Origin of the sequence: Methanopyrus sp. SNP6 (genome assembly GCF_002201895.1) — an archaeon.
Classification (GTDB): domain Archaea; phylum JAADCQ01; class Methanopyri; order Methanopyrales; family Methanopyraceae; genus Methanopyrus.
In genome coordinates this window covers 1-19069 of record NZ_CP019436.1, presented here as the reverse complement: position 1 = coordinate 19069, position 19069 = coordinate 1, and the positions used below count along the sequence as shown (strand labels likewise).

General features: G+C 56.2%; 16 protein-coding genes. 8 read left to right on the top strand and 8 right to left on the bottom strand.

What is annotated here, in order from left to right:
- Positions 1-74 precede the first annotated feature (74 nt).
- The gene (gene selD, locus BW921_RS00075; RefSeq protein ID WP_148688056.1) at positions 75-1079 is read left to right on the top strand and encodes a selenide, water dikinase SelD; all 1005 of its coding nucleotides are present in this window, start codon (positions 75-77) and stop codon (positions 1077-1079) included.
- A 64-nt stretch (positions 1080-1143) separates the two neighbouring features.
- Here selD and BW921_RS00070 read toward each other — a convergent pair whose 3' ends face one another.
- Positions 1144-2250: an AAA family ATPase gene (locus tag BW921_RS00070; protein ID WP_148688055.1), complete on the bottom strand. Its 1107-nt coding sequence runs from the start codon at positions 2248-2250 to the stop codon at positions 1144-1146.
- A 35-nt stretch (positions 2251-2285) separates the two neighbouring features.
- On the opposite strand from BW921_RS00070, the gene thpR reads away from it, so the two are divergent.
- From thpR to BW921_RS00055, 3 genes are all read left to right on the top strand, one after another.
- A complete protein-coding gene (gene thpR / locus BW921_RS00065; protein ID WP_168168579.1) occupies positions 2286-2852 on the top strand; it encodes an RNA 2',3'-cyclic phosphodiesterase in 567 nt (188 codons plus the stop codon).
- An 85-nt stretch (positions 2853-2937) separates the two neighbouring features.
- The gene (cca, locus tag BW921_RS00060; protein WP_148688053.1) at positions 2938-4395 is read left to right on the top strand and encodes a CCA tRNA nucleotidyltransferase; all 1458 of its coding nucleotides are present in this window, start codon (positions 2938-2940) and stop codon (positions 4393-4395) included.
- 93 nt (positions 4396-4488) lie between these two features.
- Positions 4489-5469 carry a H(2)-dependent methylenetetrahydromethanopterin dehydrogenase-related protein gene (locus tag BW921_RS00055; RefSeq protein WP_236953837.1) on the top strand — a complete coding sequence of 327 codons (981 nt, stop codon included), beginning with the start codon at positions 4489-4491 and terminating at the stop codon, positions 5467-5469.
- Positions 5470-5477: 8 nt separating this feature from the next.
- Here the strand turns inward: BW921_RS00055 and leuS are convergent, their stop codons facing one another.
- From leuS to BW921_RS00030, 5 genes are all read right to left on the bottom strand, one after another.
- Complete coding sequence (gene leuS, locus BW921_RS00050) at positions 5478-8315, bottom strand: leucine--tRNA ligase (protein ID WP_236953749.1); 2838 nt, start codon at positions 8313-8315, stop codon at positions 5478-5480.
- A 587-nt stretch (positions 8316-8902) separates the two neighbouring features.
- Positions 8903-9505, bottom strand: coding sequence for a LysE family transporter (locus BW921_RS00045; RefSeq protein WP_168168578.1), 603 nt, complete (start codon positions 9503-9505; stop codon positions 8903-8905).
- Positions 9506-9554: 49 nt separating this feature from the next.
- Complete coding sequence (locus BW921_RS00040; protein WP_148688049.1) at positions 9555-10262, bottom strand: hypothetical protein; 708 nt, start codon at positions 10260-10262, stop codon at positions 9555-9557.
- Positions 10263-10282: 20 nt separating this feature from the next.
- Positions 10283-10906, bottom strand: coding sequence for a hypothetical protein (locus tag BW921_RS00035; RefSeq protein ID WP_168168577.1), 624 nt, complete (start codon positions 10904-10906; stop codon positions 10283-10285).
- Between the two features lie 216 nt (positions 10907-11122).
- Positions 11123-11689, bottom strand: a complete 567-nt coding sequence (locus tag BW921_RS00030) for a hypothetical protein (protein ID WP_168168576.1) — start codon at positions 11687-11689, stop codon at positions 11123-11125.
- A 187-nt stretch (positions 11690-11876) separates the two neighbouring features.
- Between BW921_RS00030 and BW921_RS00025 the strand changes: the two genes are divergently transcribed.
- The 4 genes from BW921_RS00025 (at position 11877) to BW921_RS00010 (ending at position 17758) form a co-directional block, all read left to right on the top strand.
- Positions 11877-15398 carry a cobaltochelatase subunit CobN gene (locus tag BW921_RS00025; RefSeq protein WP_148688046.1) on the top strand — a complete coding sequence of 1174 codons (3522 nt, stop codon included), beginning with the start codon at positions 11877-11879 and terminating at the stop codon, positions 15396-15398.
- 451 nt (positions 15399-15849) lie between these two features.
- Positions 15850-16200, top strand: coding sequence for a hypothetical protein (locus BW921_RS00020; protein ID WP_148688045.1), 351 nt, complete (start codon positions 15850-15852; stop codon positions 16198-16200).
- Between the two features lie 52 nt (positions 16201-16252).
- On the top strand, positions 16253-16897 hold the full coding sequence (locus BW921_RS00015; protein ID WP_148688044.1) for a hypothetical protein: 645 nt from the start codon (positions 16253-16255) through the stop codon (positions 16895-16897).
- A 75-nt stretch (positions 16898-16972) separates the two neighbouring features.
- Positions 16973-17758: a hypothetical protein gene (locus tag BW921_RS00010; protein ID WP_210400462.1), complete on the top strand. Its 786-nt coding sequence runs from the start codon at positions 16973-16975 to the stop codon at positions 17756-17758.
- Here the strand turns inward: BW921_RS00010 and BW921_RS00005 are convergent.
- Both BW921_RS00005 and BW921_RS07880 read right to left on the bottom strand, forming a co-directional pair.
- Positions 17729-18517: a biotin transporter BioY gene (locus BW921_RS00005; RefSeq protein ID WP_148688042.1), complete on the bottom strand. Its 789-nt coding sequence runs from the start codon at positions 18515-18517 to the stop codon at positions 17729-17731. The genes BW921_RS00010 and BW921_RS00005 overlap by 30 nt on opposite strands.
- Before the next feature lie 3 nt (positions 18518-18520).
- On the bottom strand, positions 18521-19069 hold a 549-nt coding region (locus BW921_RS07880; RefSeq protein WP_210400461.1), incomplete at its 5' end, for a hypothetical protein.

Genomic DNA, 19069 nt, shown 5'->3' with positions numbered 1-19069 from the left:
ATAGCCATCGGCGCGACCCCCGGGCACGTCTTAAGTCGCGCCGCCTATCGGGTGAGACGGGGGATATCCGAAACATGGGCAGGAAGAAGAGCCTCGTTGAGATGGTGGATCTTCACGGATGAGCCTGTAAACTTCCACAAGGAGACCTAGAAGACCTGATAGAGGGTGTCGAGCTACCGGAGAAAGGCGAGCGCGTGGAGGTCGGTGTCGGCGACGACGCCGCGGTGATCCGCGTGGACGGGGGCTACTTGATTCAGTCTGTGGACTTCTTCACCCCGATACACCCGGACCCGTACATCCAAGGACGAATCGCCGCGAACAACTCCATCAACGACGTCTTCGCGATGGGAGCCACCGAGGTGCTCTCGGTACTGGTGGTCTCGGGGTTCAACAGGGAGCTCACGGAGGAAGACGCGCGCGAGATGTTGCAGGGATTCGCGGACCAGTGTCGTGAAGTGGACGCTCCGGTCGTCGGCGGACATACGATCATGAACCCGTGGCCCATCCTCGGCGGCTGCGTCACCGGGTTCGCCGAGCAGTACGTAACGGTCGGTGGGGCCGAGCCCGGGGACGTTCTGTACCTCACGAAACCGCTCGGTACGCAGCCGGCGATGGCCGCCTTGAGGATGCCCGAGGACGTCCGAAGGCAGTTCCTGACGGACTCCGAGCTGGAGGAAGTCGTAGACTTGGCCGTTGAGGTAATGACGGAGCCCCTTAGGGACGCGGCGGAGGCAGCGCTCGAGGTCGGGGTTCACGCGATGACGGACGTCACAGGATTTGGGCTTAGGGGACACGCGGGTGAGATGGCGGAGGCTAGCGGTGTCCGTGTAGTCATCGAGCGACTGCCGGTGATCCCGGGGACGACGAAACTCTCCCGGGCGCTCGGGTACGGTCTGGAGCGGGGTGAGTCAGCGGAGACGGCTGGGGGGCTAATGGTCGCGGTGCCGGAGGAACGCGCCGAGGACCTGGAAGATGCGTTCGAGCGACGCGATGTCTGGTACCGACGGATCGGCCGCGTCGAGGAGGGTTCGGGCGTGAAAATCCGTGGGAACGTGGAAGAAGTGGAGGATTACCCGTGACCCCGCCGGGGAACCCCGTAGGTATGGGGACCCGGCGGGGAAGGGCCCGCCACGCGGCGGGCTACTACCTGTGGTATATGCGGACCGCCCTGCGCTCCCGTTCCTGATTCAGGACCTTCTGGACGTGCTTCCGTTCGATTCTCTCTGCTCCTTCACGTAACGCCTCGAGGAGCGCGCGTTTGAGCACCCTCTCCTTGATCTCCCTGTGCGACATCCCTCCTGTACGGGCCGCGATGTACGCGGGATCGACTTCGAGCGGTATAGGTAGCTTCTTCGCGTAGTAACGGACCAGCTCCTCTCGCTCGCGCTTGTCCGGTAGTGTGAACTCGATCTCGTACTCGAACCGGTTCCTCACCGCGGGATCCAACATGTCGGGCTGGTTGGTGGCCGCAATGAACACGACATCCTCGTCCACGTTCTTGAGCCGGTCGAGGTTCGTGAGCAGCGCGTTCACGCTCTCCACCACGTCGCCCCGGAGCTCCTGGTACCGTCGGTCGAGCGCCAACGCGTCGATCTCGTCGAGGAAGAACACGCAGGGTGCCGCCCTACGGGCCCGCGCGAAGGCCCTCCGGATCCTCTCGCTAGCCTCACCTACGTACTTGCCGAGGATCTCGGCAGCGTTCATGTGGAGGAGCGGAACTTTCGCCTCCCCGGCCACGGCTCTCGCCGTACGGGTCTTACCGGTACCCGTTGGCCCGTAGAAGAGGACGGTCTTCGGGGCCCAGTCCCGGAACTCCTCCGAGTTCTTGAGGTACTCGACGAGGAGCGAGCACGCACGCTTGGCTTCCTCGTGCCCCACCACGTCGTCGAGCGTCACGTTCGGTATCTCCATGCGGTCCTCATCGAATCGGGTACGAAGAACGAACTTAGTGGAAGATGTTATCCGACCCACCCCGGAGGGCACGACGCGCACGACCTTGAAGGCGTAACTGTGAACGACGCCGGTGTCGAAGAGTATCGTGCCTTCCCGCACGACCTCTCCTAACCACTGCTCACGAGCGTACGCGTTGAAAGCTTCGAGCGAATCCACGATTACCTCGTTACTCATCCCCGGCTCCCGTACGGGATAACCCAACGGTTTTAACTCGACGAGCTTGGCGTCCGGAACCGGATCACAGGATTCGGCGGGGATACTAAGCCCCCCGGTCGCCTCCTCGGTGAAGACCACCACGGACCCGTAATTAACTTCGCCGGGGGATGGAACGTATGTCGCGGTTCAGGGCGTTCATCTCGATCGATATAGAGGAAGAGGAGGTAGTGAACCGGATCGTCGAGGTGCAGGAGCGGTTGAAGGCCTCGGGAGCCGACCTGAAGCTGGTGGAGCCGGAGAACGTGCACCTCACACTCAAGTTCCTAGGTGACATCCCGGAGTCGCGCGTCACCGACGTCGTCAACGCGATGAAGAAAGCTGTCGAGACCGTCGAGCCCTTCACCATGCGACTGAAGGGTATCGGGGTGTTCCCGAACCCCAACTACGTGCGCGTGGTGTGGATCGGCGTGGAGGAGGGATCCGACGAGACCAAAGCCATGGCCGCGGTGCTCGAGCAGGAGCTAGGCCGAATGGGGTTCCGACGGGAGCGTAAGGATTTCGTGCCCCACGTGACCGTGGCCAGGGTCAGAAGCGGACGCAACAAGGACCGATTGGTAGAGGTCATCCGAGAGCTCTCGAACGTGGAAATAGGTGAGGTGGAGGTCGACCGTATTCGGCTCAAGAAGAGTATCCTCAGGCCTCAGGGTCCCGAGTACCATACGGTCGAGGAGGTCGAGATCTGAGCCGATATACCGAGCGCGACGCCGTCGTCACACCACGAGAGGATGATCCGATAATCGCTACAGTAGCACGGTGGGGCTGGGTTAGGTGAGCCTCGAGGAGGTCCTCGACGAGGTCAGACGGAAGGTCACGCCGGACCCAGAGGAGCGAGAGGTGGTGGAAGGCTTCGCACGCAGGGTCCTGAGCGAGGTTAGGGATAGGCTGAAAGGGCGCGACCCCGACGCCGAGGTCGAGCTGATCGGTTCGGTGGCCAGGGACACCTGGCTACCGGGCGCCTCGGATATCGATGTGTTCTGCGTGTTTCCGAAGGACCGCGACCTGGACGAGATCGTTGAAATCACACTGGAGGTGGGACGCGAAGCCATCGAGGAACTTGGTGGAGAAGCACTGGAGGAGTACGCGAATCACCCTTACATCGGAGGAGAGGTCGAGTACCGAGGTCGGACCTTCGAAGTCGACGTCGTACCGTGCTACGATACCGAACCGGGCGAGGTAATCACCCCGGTCGATCGCACGCCGCACCACAACCGATACGTCAAGGAGCGCTTAGAGAACACAGCAGAGGCGAGACTGCTCAAGGCTTTCGTAAAGGCGATCGATGCGTACGGTGCGGAGGCCCGCGTTAAGGGATTTTCCGGCTACCTCTGCGAGCTTCTCGTGATCCACTACGGGTCCTTCAAGGAGGTACTCCGAGAGGCCGTGATGACTTGGAGACCAGGTTTCGTCATCGACCTCGAGGGGTTCGTGGGTGAAGTTTACGAAGACTACGGAGAGGTTAGAGAGAAGTTCGAGGATCAGGACCCGGCACTGATCGTCCTAGACCCCGTGGATCCCCAACGCAACGTGGCAGCGGCCCTCTCGAAGCGCCAGCTCACTCGCTTCATTCTGGCGGCCAGGGCGTTCCTGAATGACCCGTCACCAGAATTCTTCCGGGAGAGGAAGCTCGAGCCCGCGAGTGGAGAGGAGATCAGAGGTTGGTTCGAGAAGAACCCCGCCCACGTCGTCGCGATCGAGGTTAGGCTGCCGGACGAGGTAGAAGATATTTACTGGCCGCAGCTGGAGAAGACGGCCAGGAGCCTTAGCAAGGTGCTGGAGAACGAGGGGTTCGAGGTGCGTCGATGGTACGTCATGCGGGATTCCGAGGAGGAACATGGATACGTCCTGTTGGAGTTCGAGCACGGAAGACTGCCAGTGCTCGAGTGGCGCGTGGGTCCGGCTGGTTGGGTACGGGAAGACAGGGTCCGCGGGTTCGTCCGCGCCCACGGGAAGTTCTGGGTGGAAGACGACGGAAAGTTAGCGACTCGAGCCGAGCGCAAGTTCGTACGTCCCGAGGACCTCTTGAGGCGCCTGGAGGGAGCCGACCGCCAGACGCTCCTGTCCCACGGTTTCGGGAAGGACCTAGCACGGTCTTCCGAAGGTGAGGTAAGATTGCTTTCTTCCGAAGAGCTGGCCGAGCTGGCTGATCGGGACCCGGAGCTGGGTAAGGGCCTAGCCGAATTCATGCGTGGCGACCCGCTCTCCGAACTCGTGCGGGACCGACTGTGACCCCCGACCCCAATTTTGACGAAGGGCGTTTCCAAACCGTAGCATTTATCACCTTATCTGGGGTCGTGATTAGAGGGGCAGCACTTGGCCACCGTGGCCGTCCTCGGTTTCGGCAACCAGCGCCTGTACGAGAGGATCGGCGCCGCCGAGAAGCTGGGTGGGGAGCCACCCTTCGGCGGTGCGGCTATGGCGATTGAGTTCGCGGAGGCAGGTCACGACGTCGTACTAGCTGATCCGAACCTGAGTGAACAGGACCCCGAGCACGTGGACCGGGTCGTCGACGCCGGTGTCGAGTTGACCGAGGACGACGCTCAGGCCGTCGAAGGGGCAGAGATGGTCGTACTGTTCACACCGTTCGGCGCTACCGGTGGCATCGTCCGCGAGATGGCACCACATCTGGAGGAAGGGGCTGTCGTCTGTCCTACCTGTACGTCTTCCGCTTTCGAAATCCAGGAGAGCCTATACGAGGCAGGAATGGAAGTACCCGAGGCCGTTGGCGTGACACTCGCGCACCCGGCGGGTATCCCAGGCACCGAGAACCATCGTGCTTACATCACCGCGCGGGGTACGGGCAACGGGACCGTCCTCGCCACGGAAGAGCAGGCGGAGTTAGTCAAAGAGGTGTTGTCCTCCACGGGCAAGGAAGTATTCGAGCTACCGCACGTGGAGCTGGTATCGGTGATCGGTGACCTCAGCGTCGTCCTGTTGAGGCGCGTGATCGAGGCGCTAAAAGAGTTCTGTGCGGTGAGGGAACTCGGAGCACCGCAGAAAATGATCGACCGACAGGCTATGATGGTCCTCGCGACACTCGCGGCCCTTATCGAGGAAGGCGGAATTGGCGGGTTGCTGAAGACACTCGATGAAGAAGCAATAGAGGTATCGTACTCGAACATGGAGCCGTTCCTCGACGGCGTGGAGGAACCCGAACTCGAGGGAGAACCGGTCGAGAGGTTCGTCGTGCTGCCGGGCGAGGCGACGCGGGAAGCCGTTATCGAGCTGGTTGGAGAGCGAGGCTGGAAGACGGTGAGGATGAGGGCGTGGATGGATTTGTATAGGAAGAACTATAATAAGTAGAACCAGAGTTATTCTTCCAGCCAGATGCCCGGCCTGAGCGGCCGAGCCCCTGCTTTCCTATCCGTCGGTCCCGGTGCCTCCTCCGGGTCCGTGTGGACCACCACCTCCGAAGCACCCGTCTTGTTCGTGAGGACCCGTCCCGCGTCCTCCAGAAACTCGGCGAGGGCCTCCCTGAGCGCGCCCGCGTCGACACCTTCCGGTAGATCCTCTTTCACCAACTCCCGCACGACCTTAGCAACTTCGTCCCCTTTATTCCTCAGCCCCTCGTCTTTCATCAACTCCGACATGACCTCCCCGAACTCCTTACCCTCCGCGACCAACTCCAGCGCCCGCCACTGCCACTCCGGCGCCAGGTACACGTGCAGCGTGTACCCGGGTTCCGCACCGATTACCTTCTCCACGTCTCGGACGTCCTCGATCAGCCGGTCGAGGACTTCCTTAGCGACGGAGAGCTCGGGTTCCTCCGGGTACTTCGACGGGTCGGGCCACCTCTCTTCCATCAGGAACGAGTCCTCACCCAGTACCTCACGCCATAAACGGTCGGTCGCGAATGGAATTACCGGATGGAGGAGCTTCAACCAATCCTCGGTGATCTCACCCAGTATCTTCACGTGTCCCTTCATGGTCTCGTACTCACGGAGTAGCTTCATGACCCCGTAAAAAGCCCGGTTGTACGCCCGCCGGATCTGGAACCCCTCGAGGGCCTCCGTAGTTTCCTCGATGATCTCACGGAACTCATGCAGGAGCCACCTGTCTACCGCGTCCTTACCGTCCAACGACTCGTCGGCGTGGTCTCGAATCAGGGTCTCGAACCGCTCCAGATGCCGCTGGACGCCACGGACGTGCTCGTCCCTCCAGTCGAAGTCCTGCCAGGGCTCCGCCGAGGTCGCGAGGAACAGTCGCACCACGTCCGGACCGTACTCGTCGAGCGCCTCGGACAGTAGGACCACGTTACCCTTGGACGAGCTCATCTTCTGACCTTCGAGAAGTCCCATGCCGAACACGACAATACCCTTCGGCCACTTGTCCTCCGGGAACAGTGCCGCGTGGTGGAAGATGAAGAACGTCAGGTGGTTCGTAACCAGATCCTTAGCCGACAGCCGCCAGTCCAGCGGGTACCAATACTCGAACTCCTCGCGCATCGCCTCGAGCTCCTCCGGGTCCAGCCCGGTCTCCTCGGCGATCCTCTCCGGATCGCCTTCGCCAAGGAAGACGTAGTCGAACACCTCAGGTGGTAGCTCGCCCTTGCCCTTCAGTCGGTGCGCGATCGTGTAGTACGACATGTACACCGTTGAGTCGCTCAGCGGCTCGACGATCCAGTCCTGGTCCCACGGTAACGGGGTACCCAAACCGACCCTACGCGCGCACGCCCAGTCGTCTAGCCATTCTATCGTATCCTCGAAGTTCGTGCGCACCTCCTTCGGGATTATCTCCATGCGTTCGAGTAACTCTTCAGCTCTCTCCTTCCACTCTCCGTCTGAGTACTTCAGGAACCACTGGTCCTCCAGGATCTTGACCACGCACTCGGTACCGCATCGACAGATCACCGGCTTTTCCGAGAAGTCGTACATGACGTCCGCTTCGCCCGCATCGATGAGGCGCGATTTAATCCGCTCCCGCGCTTCCCGCACCGACGTGCCCTCGAACTCGTCGACGACCATCACACCCTTATGCAACTCCGCCCGGTAGACTTCTTGGGTCGCTTTCTCGAGCTCCGGGTCCGTTTGCGACTCGATCCCGTACTCTTCCAACGCTTCGTACGCCGGGAACTCCCCGTACCCTTCCACTTCGATGACTTGTACCGGTTCGAGCTCCTCCACGACCGACGGGTCCACGCCGTACTCCTCGAGTACCGACGGGTCCCCCCTCAAGTCTTCGAGCGCGGCCGCGTCCGCCGGAGCATGCGCGGGCACCGAGTAAACAACACCAGTTCCGAACTTCGGGTCGATGAACTCCGCCGGCAGGACCGGCAGCGCCTCCCCCGTGATCGGGTTCACGACCTTCTCACCGATCAGCTCCTCACCCCGCACCTTACCCACCTTCTCGACACCGACCTTCTGGTGCTTGAGATTCCGGTAAGCTTCCTCCGAAACCACCCACCGCTCGCCGTCTACCTCCACGATCAGATACTCCTCGTCCGGTTTCACCCACACGTTCGTCGCTCCGTACAGCGTCTCCGGGCGGAACGTGGCTGCTACGAGTATCATGTCGTCACCGTCTACCGGGAACTTCACGAGGGTGAGCTCCTCGATCGTCGCGTCCTCACCTTCCAGGAGGTCATGGTCACCCACCGGATTCTCGCAGTACGGGCAGTACCGGACCGGGTGCTCGCCTTTGTCGACGAGTCCCTTCTCCTTGAGTCTCAGGTACTGCCATGTGATGAACGATCGGTACTCAGGATCAACCGTCGTGAACTTCCGACGCCAGTCGATCGAGTAACCCATGCGTTTCATGTTCTCCTCGTACTCGCGCGCGAAGTACTCCACGATCGCTTCAGGTTTCGTGAACTCCTCGAGCTCTTCCTCAGGGACCCCGTAAAGGTCGCGGTAAAGCCTTATCGTGTCCTCGTCTCCCTCCTTGATCCGTTCCGCGATGCCGACCACGGGAGTACCCGTCACGTGGAAGGCCATCGGGAACAGGACGTTATAGCCCTGCATCCGCTTGAACCTAGCGTAGATGTCCGGGACTAGATACGTCCGCGCGTGACCCACGTGCATCGAACCGGACGGGTACGGGTACGCGACCGTGATGTAAACCGACTCACGGTCGTCCGGGTCCGCCTCGAAGAGGCCCGCTTCTTCCCACTCCTTCCACTGGAGCTTCTCGGGACGCTCGGCCAACTTCACTGCCCCCGGCTGGGACAGGTCATCCCGTTTAAAGCGTACTCGCGGAGACCTCCGGCGGTGTCGGGTCAGACTGTTAGAAACTCTCGACATTGATTTTCGTAAAGTTAATTAAACTGAGTGAGGAGTAGCTGCGCGAAACGCCAGACGACCAAGTAGGTCGGTGCCCCTGGGTGACATCATCGACTCGGCGATCTCCCGCTTCCTCATCCCACGACAGTGTTCACGAGAGTACCATCACTATACGCCAAGTCGAGGATCTCATGGTAAGGTTAGTTATATTACGCCACTTGGATCACCGACCCAGAACGGGAATGCGGGCTCGCCCATCTTTGAGTTGACCGCATCCGGGAAGTGATGAAGGTGGCGGACGTCCGAGCTGGATGAGGATTAACCCCGGTACTGATCCCGATCACGTGAACTTCTCGACGGTCGGTGAGGTCCCTAGTTACCACCGCCGCTACTATCTCTCTACTTCGAGAGTACCGACAGCCCGACGCTTCGGAGAGTACGGACCACCCTAAGTCGAAATCCGTACGGGTGAAGGGACACATCGCGCCGTTGGAGAAAATGTGGGAGTCGGGACTACTTCACTTAACGGAAGTATAGGCGAGGTAGGCTGCGGCCCCTATTAGTAAGATACCAGACAACCTCCGGGCGACGGATCGTTCCATTGGAGAGATGGATGACGTCCAGTGGACGGCCAGTGATATGATGGTCTGTACGCTCACTATCCCTAGGAAGAAACCCAGCGGGAACATCATCGAACTCCAGGTCGAACGTGCCGATCCCATCACGGAACTTCCAACGGTAAACCAGAACACGTAGGGGTGAGGGTTCAGCAGGTTGACAACGACAGCACGTCGGAGAGTGTGAGTGTGAACGGTGTTCTCGGATTCGACACTTTCCACGGAACCTGCACCTACGATCATAGACAAGCCCATATAAGCCAGGACGGCAGATCCAACCATTCCTAGGAGCTTGAGCACTAGATCCGGAAGGCGAGTCGCTATCATACTAGCAATCACTATGAGTGGAATGTCAGTGATTACCGGAACCACGGCGGCGGAAAGCCCGGCCTTGAGACCGTTTTTAAGCGTTTCAGCGACTATCAACGCCTGCAGGGGGCCGGGTGCTAGTCCGCCACCGACACCCGACGCTACCCCTACAGCCACCAAATCTATGGAATTCAACGGAATCACACCATTATCCGGCAGGTCCACATCCTAAGGGTAACAGCACCTAGGAGGGATGTCGGTCGGAAACGGTTCCAAGTCTCACCCAGTTAATTGGAATCCTAAAGATATCAAGTACAATCCTATTATTAATCGAAGTGAGTGCTGGCGCCATCGTTACTAAATCACGCCCCTCCACTTTCACAAGGTACGCCGAGTATATCATCACACCAACCACGAACCCTATGTAAGCCGTTACAACGATCGAAAGCTCGAGCATCGACTGTCGAAAATCCTCAACAGCTTTGTGGGTTCCTTCTCCGCGCAGGATAGCGTCCGCGAATTTTATCACTGCGACGTCCGCGATGGTGCAGAACAACGACGATAGCGCTATACACAATGTCGCCACAGCTAGAGTGCGTGTCACCGTACTTTCCTTACCGAAAAGTGATGAGGATATCATCATCGCTGAGGCCAGCACTAAGAACGACAGGAGCAGTAGCATGCCCAAGCTGAGAACCGTACGGTGGTACCGCGAAACCTTCCAGTACACGGGCACAAGCTTCCCGTACTCGGGACGTTTGCGTATCTCCCGAGATTTTAACATCTTACCTATTCTAGACAACTTGTTGCTGGCTTCCTCGGCCAACCTTTTCGCCGACCTTATCCCGTAGACTTTAGCATCCGACGCGCCCGAATAATCCAGTAGAAGGTCGAATAGGCGGTGGTCCTCGCACAACGTGATTAGATAGGTGAGAACCAGTAGTTCTAGCAACAGCACACCCCAGAACGGGACTACCTAGAAGACCTGTCATCGTCTCGACCGTACCTGCGGTGCCCTGAACTCCAGGAGAACAGCCCTTCGTGCAATCCCCTTATCATCTCCCAGAAGGCGGCCACGAGATCGAAGGATCGTTCCGAACTGTCCGGACCGTTGAAAGCTTCGGGCGTCCTCGACGTTCGACGCTGACGTGGGTACTCGAGCTTACGGTTGGTAACGGTCCGACCCTGCGCCCTGGGTATCGTCTTTCGACTACGGGTCGAAGGTCCATCTGAGTAAGATCGTGAACTCGGGGTGGCCGTACCCACGTGTGACATAGTTTCCCCTTCTTCGTCTTCCCCTCGCAGCCAACTCAACGCTCGTTGGAAAACGTCCACAGTGGTAGTGTCGGACTCTGGTTGTTTGAGAGTCACGTCTCCGGTAGTCTCGCGGACGAACTCCGATAGAGCTGGAGACCTCTCAGCCTGTCTCTTGATCTCTTTGTGTAGGTAGTTAACGACACCTGAGAACACGTTGGGATCTTCCTCAAGCATCCTTTGAAGCGCAGCGAACGCGTTCCTTGAATCATCGGAGAGAGCTCGGTACATGGCACTATAAGCACCATGAACGTTATTATGAACCATTCTCAGACCTAGCAAGTACGTTTCTCGGTCGAACGGGGGGTCGATATCGAAAGACTGGACGGCACGTCCTGTGACCCCCTACGTGACTCTCTTCGACCCTCCCGCCCAGCGCGGACGCGATCCCCACGGAAATGGTCTGTAACGATGAACCAAAAGTGGCCAACGCGTAGGCCTTCGACTTACCGTTTCGATCGGACGATATCTTGGAGGCCAGGTAGAGGAACCCGCCCCCTACCCAGAAACCTCTTTCAGCAGTCTCTCGCAATCACGAACACCCCGGAGGAGGGCCTCTGCAGCCTCTAAGTCCCTCGGATCCGCTTTCCTACCGTGTAGCCAATCTATAAAGTCCAAGATAGCGAGGTACGACCAGTACGCCATGACCGACCCGATCCCGGAGATCATCATCAGACGGAACCATATCTTCGAGTGGAGTGCGGCCTTGAACGATTTCCATCCACCCATGATCGCGGCGACCAGGAGCGCGACACCGAACGATAAATTCGAAATCGCCACGATGGACCCGACGTCGAACCCGAGCCCGGAGGTCGATATCCTTAGGATCGCGAGGGAGCAACTCGATGCCGTGAGATCCAGCGTTAGCAACTCCCAGAATCCGAAGCTCTTCACTTTGAGGTAAGTAAGGGGTGCGACTATCATTACGAGGAAGAACATGGTTAAGTATCCCATTATCTTACCGAACAAATCACCGACCAAGGCAGCCACGATCGTCGGCACGATCGCCACGATGGACAAGGATATCGCGACCAACGCGATCTCACCTCCCACCGGAATGACCACATACACCACCCCCGACGGAGTTCGGCGCTCTCGGAGCGTTCCCTGGGAGTGGGTTGAACCTTGAAATACATCACGGAACGATAAGAGCCGCTCCAGGGCCACCGTGACGTCCCCTTTATCGTACATCTCCAATAGTCAGTGTGAGGTAGTACTAAATACCCTGAGGAACTCACACCGCCGGGGGGGGGTGGTCAAGGCGGTCGTAGTAGTTGGTCACCAGCCGTACTCGCTCAGCGTCGCGAAGGCGGCGGAACGGCTCAAGGGTGAAATTGACGTCGAGATGTTTTACATGTGGGACCTACGCGAGCGACCTAGCGAGTTCGAGAGGGCCGCGAGGAAGGCGGACTTCGCCGTCTTGAACGTCATGGACTCCGCCATCGCTAAGGCCGCCGACCTGGACGGGATAGGGCAAGAGACCCCGTTCGTTGCCGTTAACTCCTGCTTCGAGGTCATACGAGCGTCGTTCAAGAGCCTCGGGATCGAGAAGAGCCGACTCTTCCGACTCTTCCGCCGAACGATGGAGCGTCGTAAGGACAACCTGTCCGGAGTCCGAATGGACGAGGCGTTGGAACGTGGGGCCAAGTTCGCGGAGAAAATGGGATGGTTCGGACCGCTCAGGAGGTTGAAGATCGCGATGAGGGCGTTCCGATACTGGGATTACGGCGGGCCCGATAACGCTGAAAACATGCTCCTGTACCTCGCGAGGGAGCTAGCAGACGCTGACGTCCGTGAACCCGATCCACCGAAGGAGGTACCTAGTCGCGCCCTGTACGATCCGAAGGACGGTATCGTCGACGCGGATTACCTGAGAGAACTCCGCGAAGAGTACGGGACTCTCGTGCCGGTCACGTTCTACAAGTTCTTCTACACGAACGGGAACACGGAACACGTAGACGCGGTCATAGAGGCATTACGGGAAGAGAGCATCGGCGCGGTGGGTTGCTACTGCTCGGTAGACGCGTACGGATCCCTGACCCGGTTCTTCGCCGACGAGCGCCCTGACTCGGTGGTGGCACTAACCTGTTTCAGGATCGTCGGCGGTCCGATGGGTGGCGAGGTCGAGCGTGGGGTGGAGTTACTCAGGGACTGGAATACCCTGTACTTCGTAGCTCCTCAACTCTGGTACATGGACCGGGAAGAGTGGGAAGAGAGCGAGTTCGGGATGGACCCGCTGAGCCTGATCATCAACGTGTCACTCCCGGAACTCGACTCCGCGATCTTCCTACCGCCCGTAGCCTGCCAGTCGGAAGTGGGCAGATTCGGGAACGTCCCATTGCACGCCATGGAACCGATACCAGAGAACATCGAACGCGCGGCGGAGCTCGTGTACAAATGGATCGAGCTGCGACGTCATGGCCCGAGGAAAATCGCGATCATCCTGTTCAACTACCCACCCGGCGAAGAGAACGTAGGTGAAGCGGCGTACCTTGACACGTTCTCGAGCCTACGTAACGTGTTAGAGCTCTTGGAGGACGAAATGAGTCTGAAAGTCGACCTGGACAAAGTCACCGACGACACGCTCCGACGACTCGGCAACCCAGACTTGAAGCATAAACGACCGGAAGACGTGCCGGCGGCCGACGAGGTCCCGGTAGACCGTTACCTGGAATGGCTAGGAGAACTACCGGATGAGTCCAGAGAACGTATACTCGAAGCGTGGGGCGACCCGGAAGACGACCCGCTACTCGTCGACGGGTCGTTCCGAATCTTCGGTCTCGATCTCGGGGACGTGTTCGTCGGGTTCCAACCCACCAGGGGATTGCACGAATCCGAAGAATCGTACCACGACGACACTCCACCGACACACTACTACGCCTGCTTCTACGAGTGGCTAAGACGGGAGTGGGGCGCCGACGTAATACTACATTTCGGCACGCACGGGACCCTGGAGTTCCTACCAGGTAAAGAGAAGGCACTATCACGCTCGTGCTTCCCAGACCTCCTCATAACACCGATCCCACATGTCTACCTATACAACGTAAACAACCCGTCGGAGGCCGCGATCGCCAAACACAGGACGTACGCGTACACCGTCTCCCATCTGCACCCACCGCTCGCCGACCCGGAGCTCGATGGATACCGAGAACTACTGCGACTGTGCGAGGCTGTCCGCGAAGGTCGAGAGGACGTCGAAGAACTCCGAGAAATCGTTGAAGCGGCGGGAATCGACATTGAAATCGAAGACGACGACGCGTACGTCGGTGCGGTAGAATCGATGATCCGGAGGGCCATCAGAGACCGTATCCCGTGCGGATTACACGTAATCGGAGCGAACCCCGACCCAGAACTGATCGCGGAAACCGTAGTGAGTTACGCGGAATCGAGAGACGCTCTGAAGGCGGACCGCGAGAGAGCCGTCGATACCGTACTGAAATACCTCGAAAAAGGCGAGGACGAGCTATCGAACGCCTTCAACAACCCGGACTCCGCCCGGGAACTCGTAGACGGACTAGTGGAATCGTACCGCCGCGAACAGGAATCACTCCTAAAGGCGCTCCGAGGCGAGTACCTAGAACCGTCACCGGGAGGCGAGATAGAACGGAACCCCGAAGTCGTGCCGACGGGTCGCAACCTGACGTCACTGAACCCTAGGAGGATACCCACGCCGGAGGCGGAGAAACGGGCCAGGAAAGCCGTCGAAGAACTCCTAGAACGCCACCTCGAAGAGCACGGTGAATACCCGAGGACCGTTGGTATCGTCCTATGGGCCTTCGAGACGATGCAGACCGGTGGAGAGACCGTCGCCATGATCCTCGAGCTGCTCGGAGTCAAGCCGGTTAGGGACGACGCGGGTAACGTGATCGACGTCGAACCGATACCGGCTGAGGAACTGGGACGACCACGAGTGGACGTCGTCGTGACGGTGTGCGGCATCTTCAGAGACACCTTCCCGAACATCGTCGAACTGATCGACCGGGCCGTGCGCAAGGTAGCGGAGCTCGACGAACCGGAGGAGATCAACCCTGTGAAGAAGAACGTAAGGGAACTCCGGGAAGAAGGGCACGAACGACCCGAATCCCGAATATTCGGTCCGAGACCCGACCTGTACGCGGCGGACAACATGCGGTCGAAGGTGGAATCGTCCCAATGGGACGACGAATCGGAGTTCATCGACGCGTACCTCAACGACATGGGTTACGCGTACGGTGAGGGAGTTCACGGCGAAGAATGTCGGGAACTGTTCGAGACGGTGACGAGCCGACAGGACGCCACAGTACAGGTCAGGTCGCACAGACCCTACGACATCATCGACCTGGACCACTACTACGAGTTTCTAGGCGGACTAACGGCCACCGCCGAAGACGCGGAAACGTACGTGATCGACTCGTGCTCGAACAAAGAACCGGAAGTCCACGACCTTAAGACCGTGATCAGATCCGGGACGGCGTCCAGACTACTCAACGAGAAGTGGAAAGAACACATGCTGAAACACGGATACGACGGGTGCAGGGAGATAGCGAAACGTGTGGAGAACCTGATAGGACTCGCCGCCACAACCGACTCCGTGGAAGACTGGATATGGGAGGGAGTAGCGAGAGAATATCTGCTAGACGACGAGACGAGAGAACGGATGGAAGAACTGAACCCAGCGGCCGTGCGCGAGATAGCCTCAAGACTACTAGAAGCGCACGAACGAGGCTACTGGAATGCTGACAATGAGACGATCGGAGAGATAGAAAGAATACAGAGACAGTTAAAACTCGAGTAGAAATCTAGAGATGACCATTGAAAAAACTCATACATGACATCAAAGTCCACACTAGTTGTACTTATTGCTCTTATCTTTATCTCTTTTGAGTAGCACGTCCGAGGCCATCTTAATTATCATATCCTTAGGGATGTCCAGAGCTCCCTTAAGTAACTGATCTAAAGTCCTGTATAGCAACTTTACAAACTTTCCATAATTATGAGAATTCTGGATTATTCATATAACCTGCCGTTTCAGATAGCATATTAGACCTTATTTTCAAGTAGTCTTTAAGTCTCTTGAGGTCGTCACTAAACGCGTAGAGGTTCCTACTTAGGACGGTGTCGATCAGGTCGATGCGATCCATCGATTTACCGACCCGGTTCCACGCTCCATACCACAGCCCTATGTTGGTTAATATTTATACATTCCGGATGGTAAAGCGGCTAGACAAAATCGGTGGGTGTCCGAGATGTTCTTAGTTAGGGCGATCCCTGAGAATGGGTTTGCGCTCGGTGTTTACGGTGAGGTACCTCCTGACGCTGTGTACGTGATGGACCTAGTCCTCCAGTTCCTGGAGGATCGTGTGGACGAGTTGTTGGGTGTGGAGTTCTCGTCTTCGAGTATCGTATTGGAGTCGATAACCGGTGACGTGGGAGTTGTTTTGCTGACGGGGACGGATCCGGAGTCCGTGATCGAGTCGGTATCGAGGGTTCTTGGGTCGAATCGCGTGGAGGGGGTCAGTGGCGAGGACGCTGATGGCGTTACGGATTACCTGGAGGCGGTCGTTCCCGATGAGGCGGTGGTGTCTAATCTATGGTAATTACATTGCAGCTGTTGATATTAGAAGGAAGGAAAGTTACGGTGATTTAGTATTGTACGACGTAGGTACTGGAAGCACTACCAAAATAGATGACAGTGCTGCGTACCCACGGTTAACCTCGGACTCATTAGGAAATTACTGTGTCGCATATGAAAAGTGGTGCGGTGACTCTTGTAATGTGGTGGTTAGGAAGATTGGTGATAACAGTTACTACGAAATCCCTAGTGTAGGTAAGATCGACGGGAATACCGTCTTACATCCTAAACCCATGATATCGGTGTACGATAAATACCTCATCGTAGGATTCACGGATTACTCGGGTGACAGCCCTGAGGTAAGAGTGGTAGTACTCAGAACTGGTGTTAATGATTCCCTAGGTAATTTAACTCTGGGAGTAGGTACTGACCCGTGTGTGGTGGGTAATGTAGTAGAGTACAGGGACGCGTCGTCGAATGCGATAAAAGCGGCTCTGATAAAGATAACAGACAGTGGTTGTTCAGTGGCACAGAACGTGATTATTTACCGCTATAATGGGAGCGTATCGAATCTATACGTGATACCTGTTTACGAGGATAGCGACGGTGGAAAGTACTATCTGGCAGTGTTCACTACCGACGGTAAGGTGCACGGAGTATTATTTAGAGATAAATACAATAGGGTTCAAGTGCTGTCAACATATGACAGCAGTGAACTGTAGGATGGTATCAACATCGACATCAGGTTAGTTGTAGGATCGGGCAACAGTAGCGGATCTAATAGCGCTGGTCTGGTATTGGCATTGCTAGGTAACGACAATAAAATATACATTGAAACTTTGAGAGTAGGTGATCCAGTAGACGAGATAATTGGGACGATATCTAAGCTATTGAATGTTACTACGAATGTAAGTGAACTTAGTAACGAAGTGTCTTCAATAAAGAGTGAAATATCTTCGGTTAAGGACGAGCTATCTAATATCAAAGTTCGGGTGGATGACGTGAATTCAAAATTGAATGAAATTAGTGAAAATATTAGAAACATTGAGAGCAGAATATCGAATGTCGAGGGGGATGTATTGGAAATACACAGTAGCATTAATAGTATAAATATGGACATGGCGAAGCTTAGTAAGAGTATCAATACCTTAAGAGAAAAGGTCAGTGAAGTCAATAATTACGTATTAGATCTAACCAAGAACGTGTCAGACCTAAGGGGCAATCAGGACGTTATTAGAGATAAAGTTAGACGGATGGAAAGCGAGCTTAACAAGATACTAAGCACGGTGAATGAAGTAACGGAAGAGGTTAGTAAGTTGAAGGAAAGGGTCGAGGCGCTAGAAAGTAAGACCGGTAGTATGGAGAAAAGTTACGGTGAGGTAATCGTGGATATAGAGAAGAAAATTAAGGAAATCGATGAAAAGATTAAAGTGCTGAACAGCGAGATCGCATCAGCACTGTCAAACATTAATAATAACAGCAATGAGGTAAAGAGACTACACGAAACTGTGAGTAGAATCGAAGTCTTAGGCGGGTTACTAGCAGTATGGCGCTTACAGAAACGGCATCAACGCCGTCATTAAACCTATGATCGCAGAGATGTACTGCTGGATCCACCCAGGAAGCAGCGACAGGATTAGCGCCGCTACCAATGCCATGAGAGCTTTCTTGAACCTCGACGCCTCAGTGCGTTTTATCTCTTCCTCCTTCGAACGCTTCTCTTCCCAAGCCTCTACGATCTCTTTCACTCTGCACAGGCTGGCGTTCACAACGGATCCGAAGTGATAAGAGGAATCCCTGACACTCCTAGCGTATCCAACAGCGTCAGGTACGGCTTCATCCATCTTCCTCATGAACTCATCTTCACCCAACTTTCCTTCCAAGAAATCTCGACATATAGCCTCTAGTCTACTCAACTTACCAAATAGCTCCTGAAGGTTCCACCTCATATCTTCCAATAGGGATAGACCCGACAAAAGGCCGTTCTCCCCATCCATAGCCTCTACTAGCAACATCTCACGAATACTATCGTACTTATCTATGATACCGTCCAATTCCTCTAACCTAGAATGACTCCAGTCCAACACTTTGTAAGACTCCGATAAGTACCTTTTACACAATTTAATATCGTGGATCTCATGACTAACATCGACTCTTCTACTAGCGCTTATTTTATCAAGTAAGCTGATCACGTTGGAACACATATCGCTACACTTCTTAACATCCTCCTGTACGGTGTGACACAAGTTAATGCAATACTTAACATCAAGCTCGTCGGCACTAACCAACGTCGAGAGTGAGAGTAAGGAGAGCGAGGCGATTAGTACTATGATACCAGTCATCGCTTACCACACCCCGGTTATCGCGTTTATTATGAGTCCTTCTATTATGGATAGTATTGGTGTTAGTAAGCTGGTCCAATCATCCAGTGACGTCTCTGAATTGTAGAGTGAGTGGAGTAACATCCCCACTGGTAGTGGTATCACAGTATAAGATACGTGCAATGACAACCTAAGTGATAAGACTTGTAAGTCATTCGGAGCTTCCTTGTAGTAGACCCATTCGAGGAATCCGTGCAATACTCCAATTAGTAACCTAGATAACCCAGTGAGCTCGCTAGCCAAGCGTTTTAACGGTTCTTCAATCACTGGAGCGCCAACCCCCGCACTCACATCATCCCAAACATTAGAAGCTAGCTTATCATCACCCAACCAAACCCAAGCCAATAATTTCGAAACCCAATCCGCTACATAGTACTCTACTGACGATAATCTGAATATTATGACAGCGTAAATCGCTCGCTTAGTATAATCCATAATCACCTCGGGATCGAGTCTGAACTCGGGTGGTTCCTCAAGCCTTGGTAAGCGTTCTAGTAACATTAAGCAAGCCAG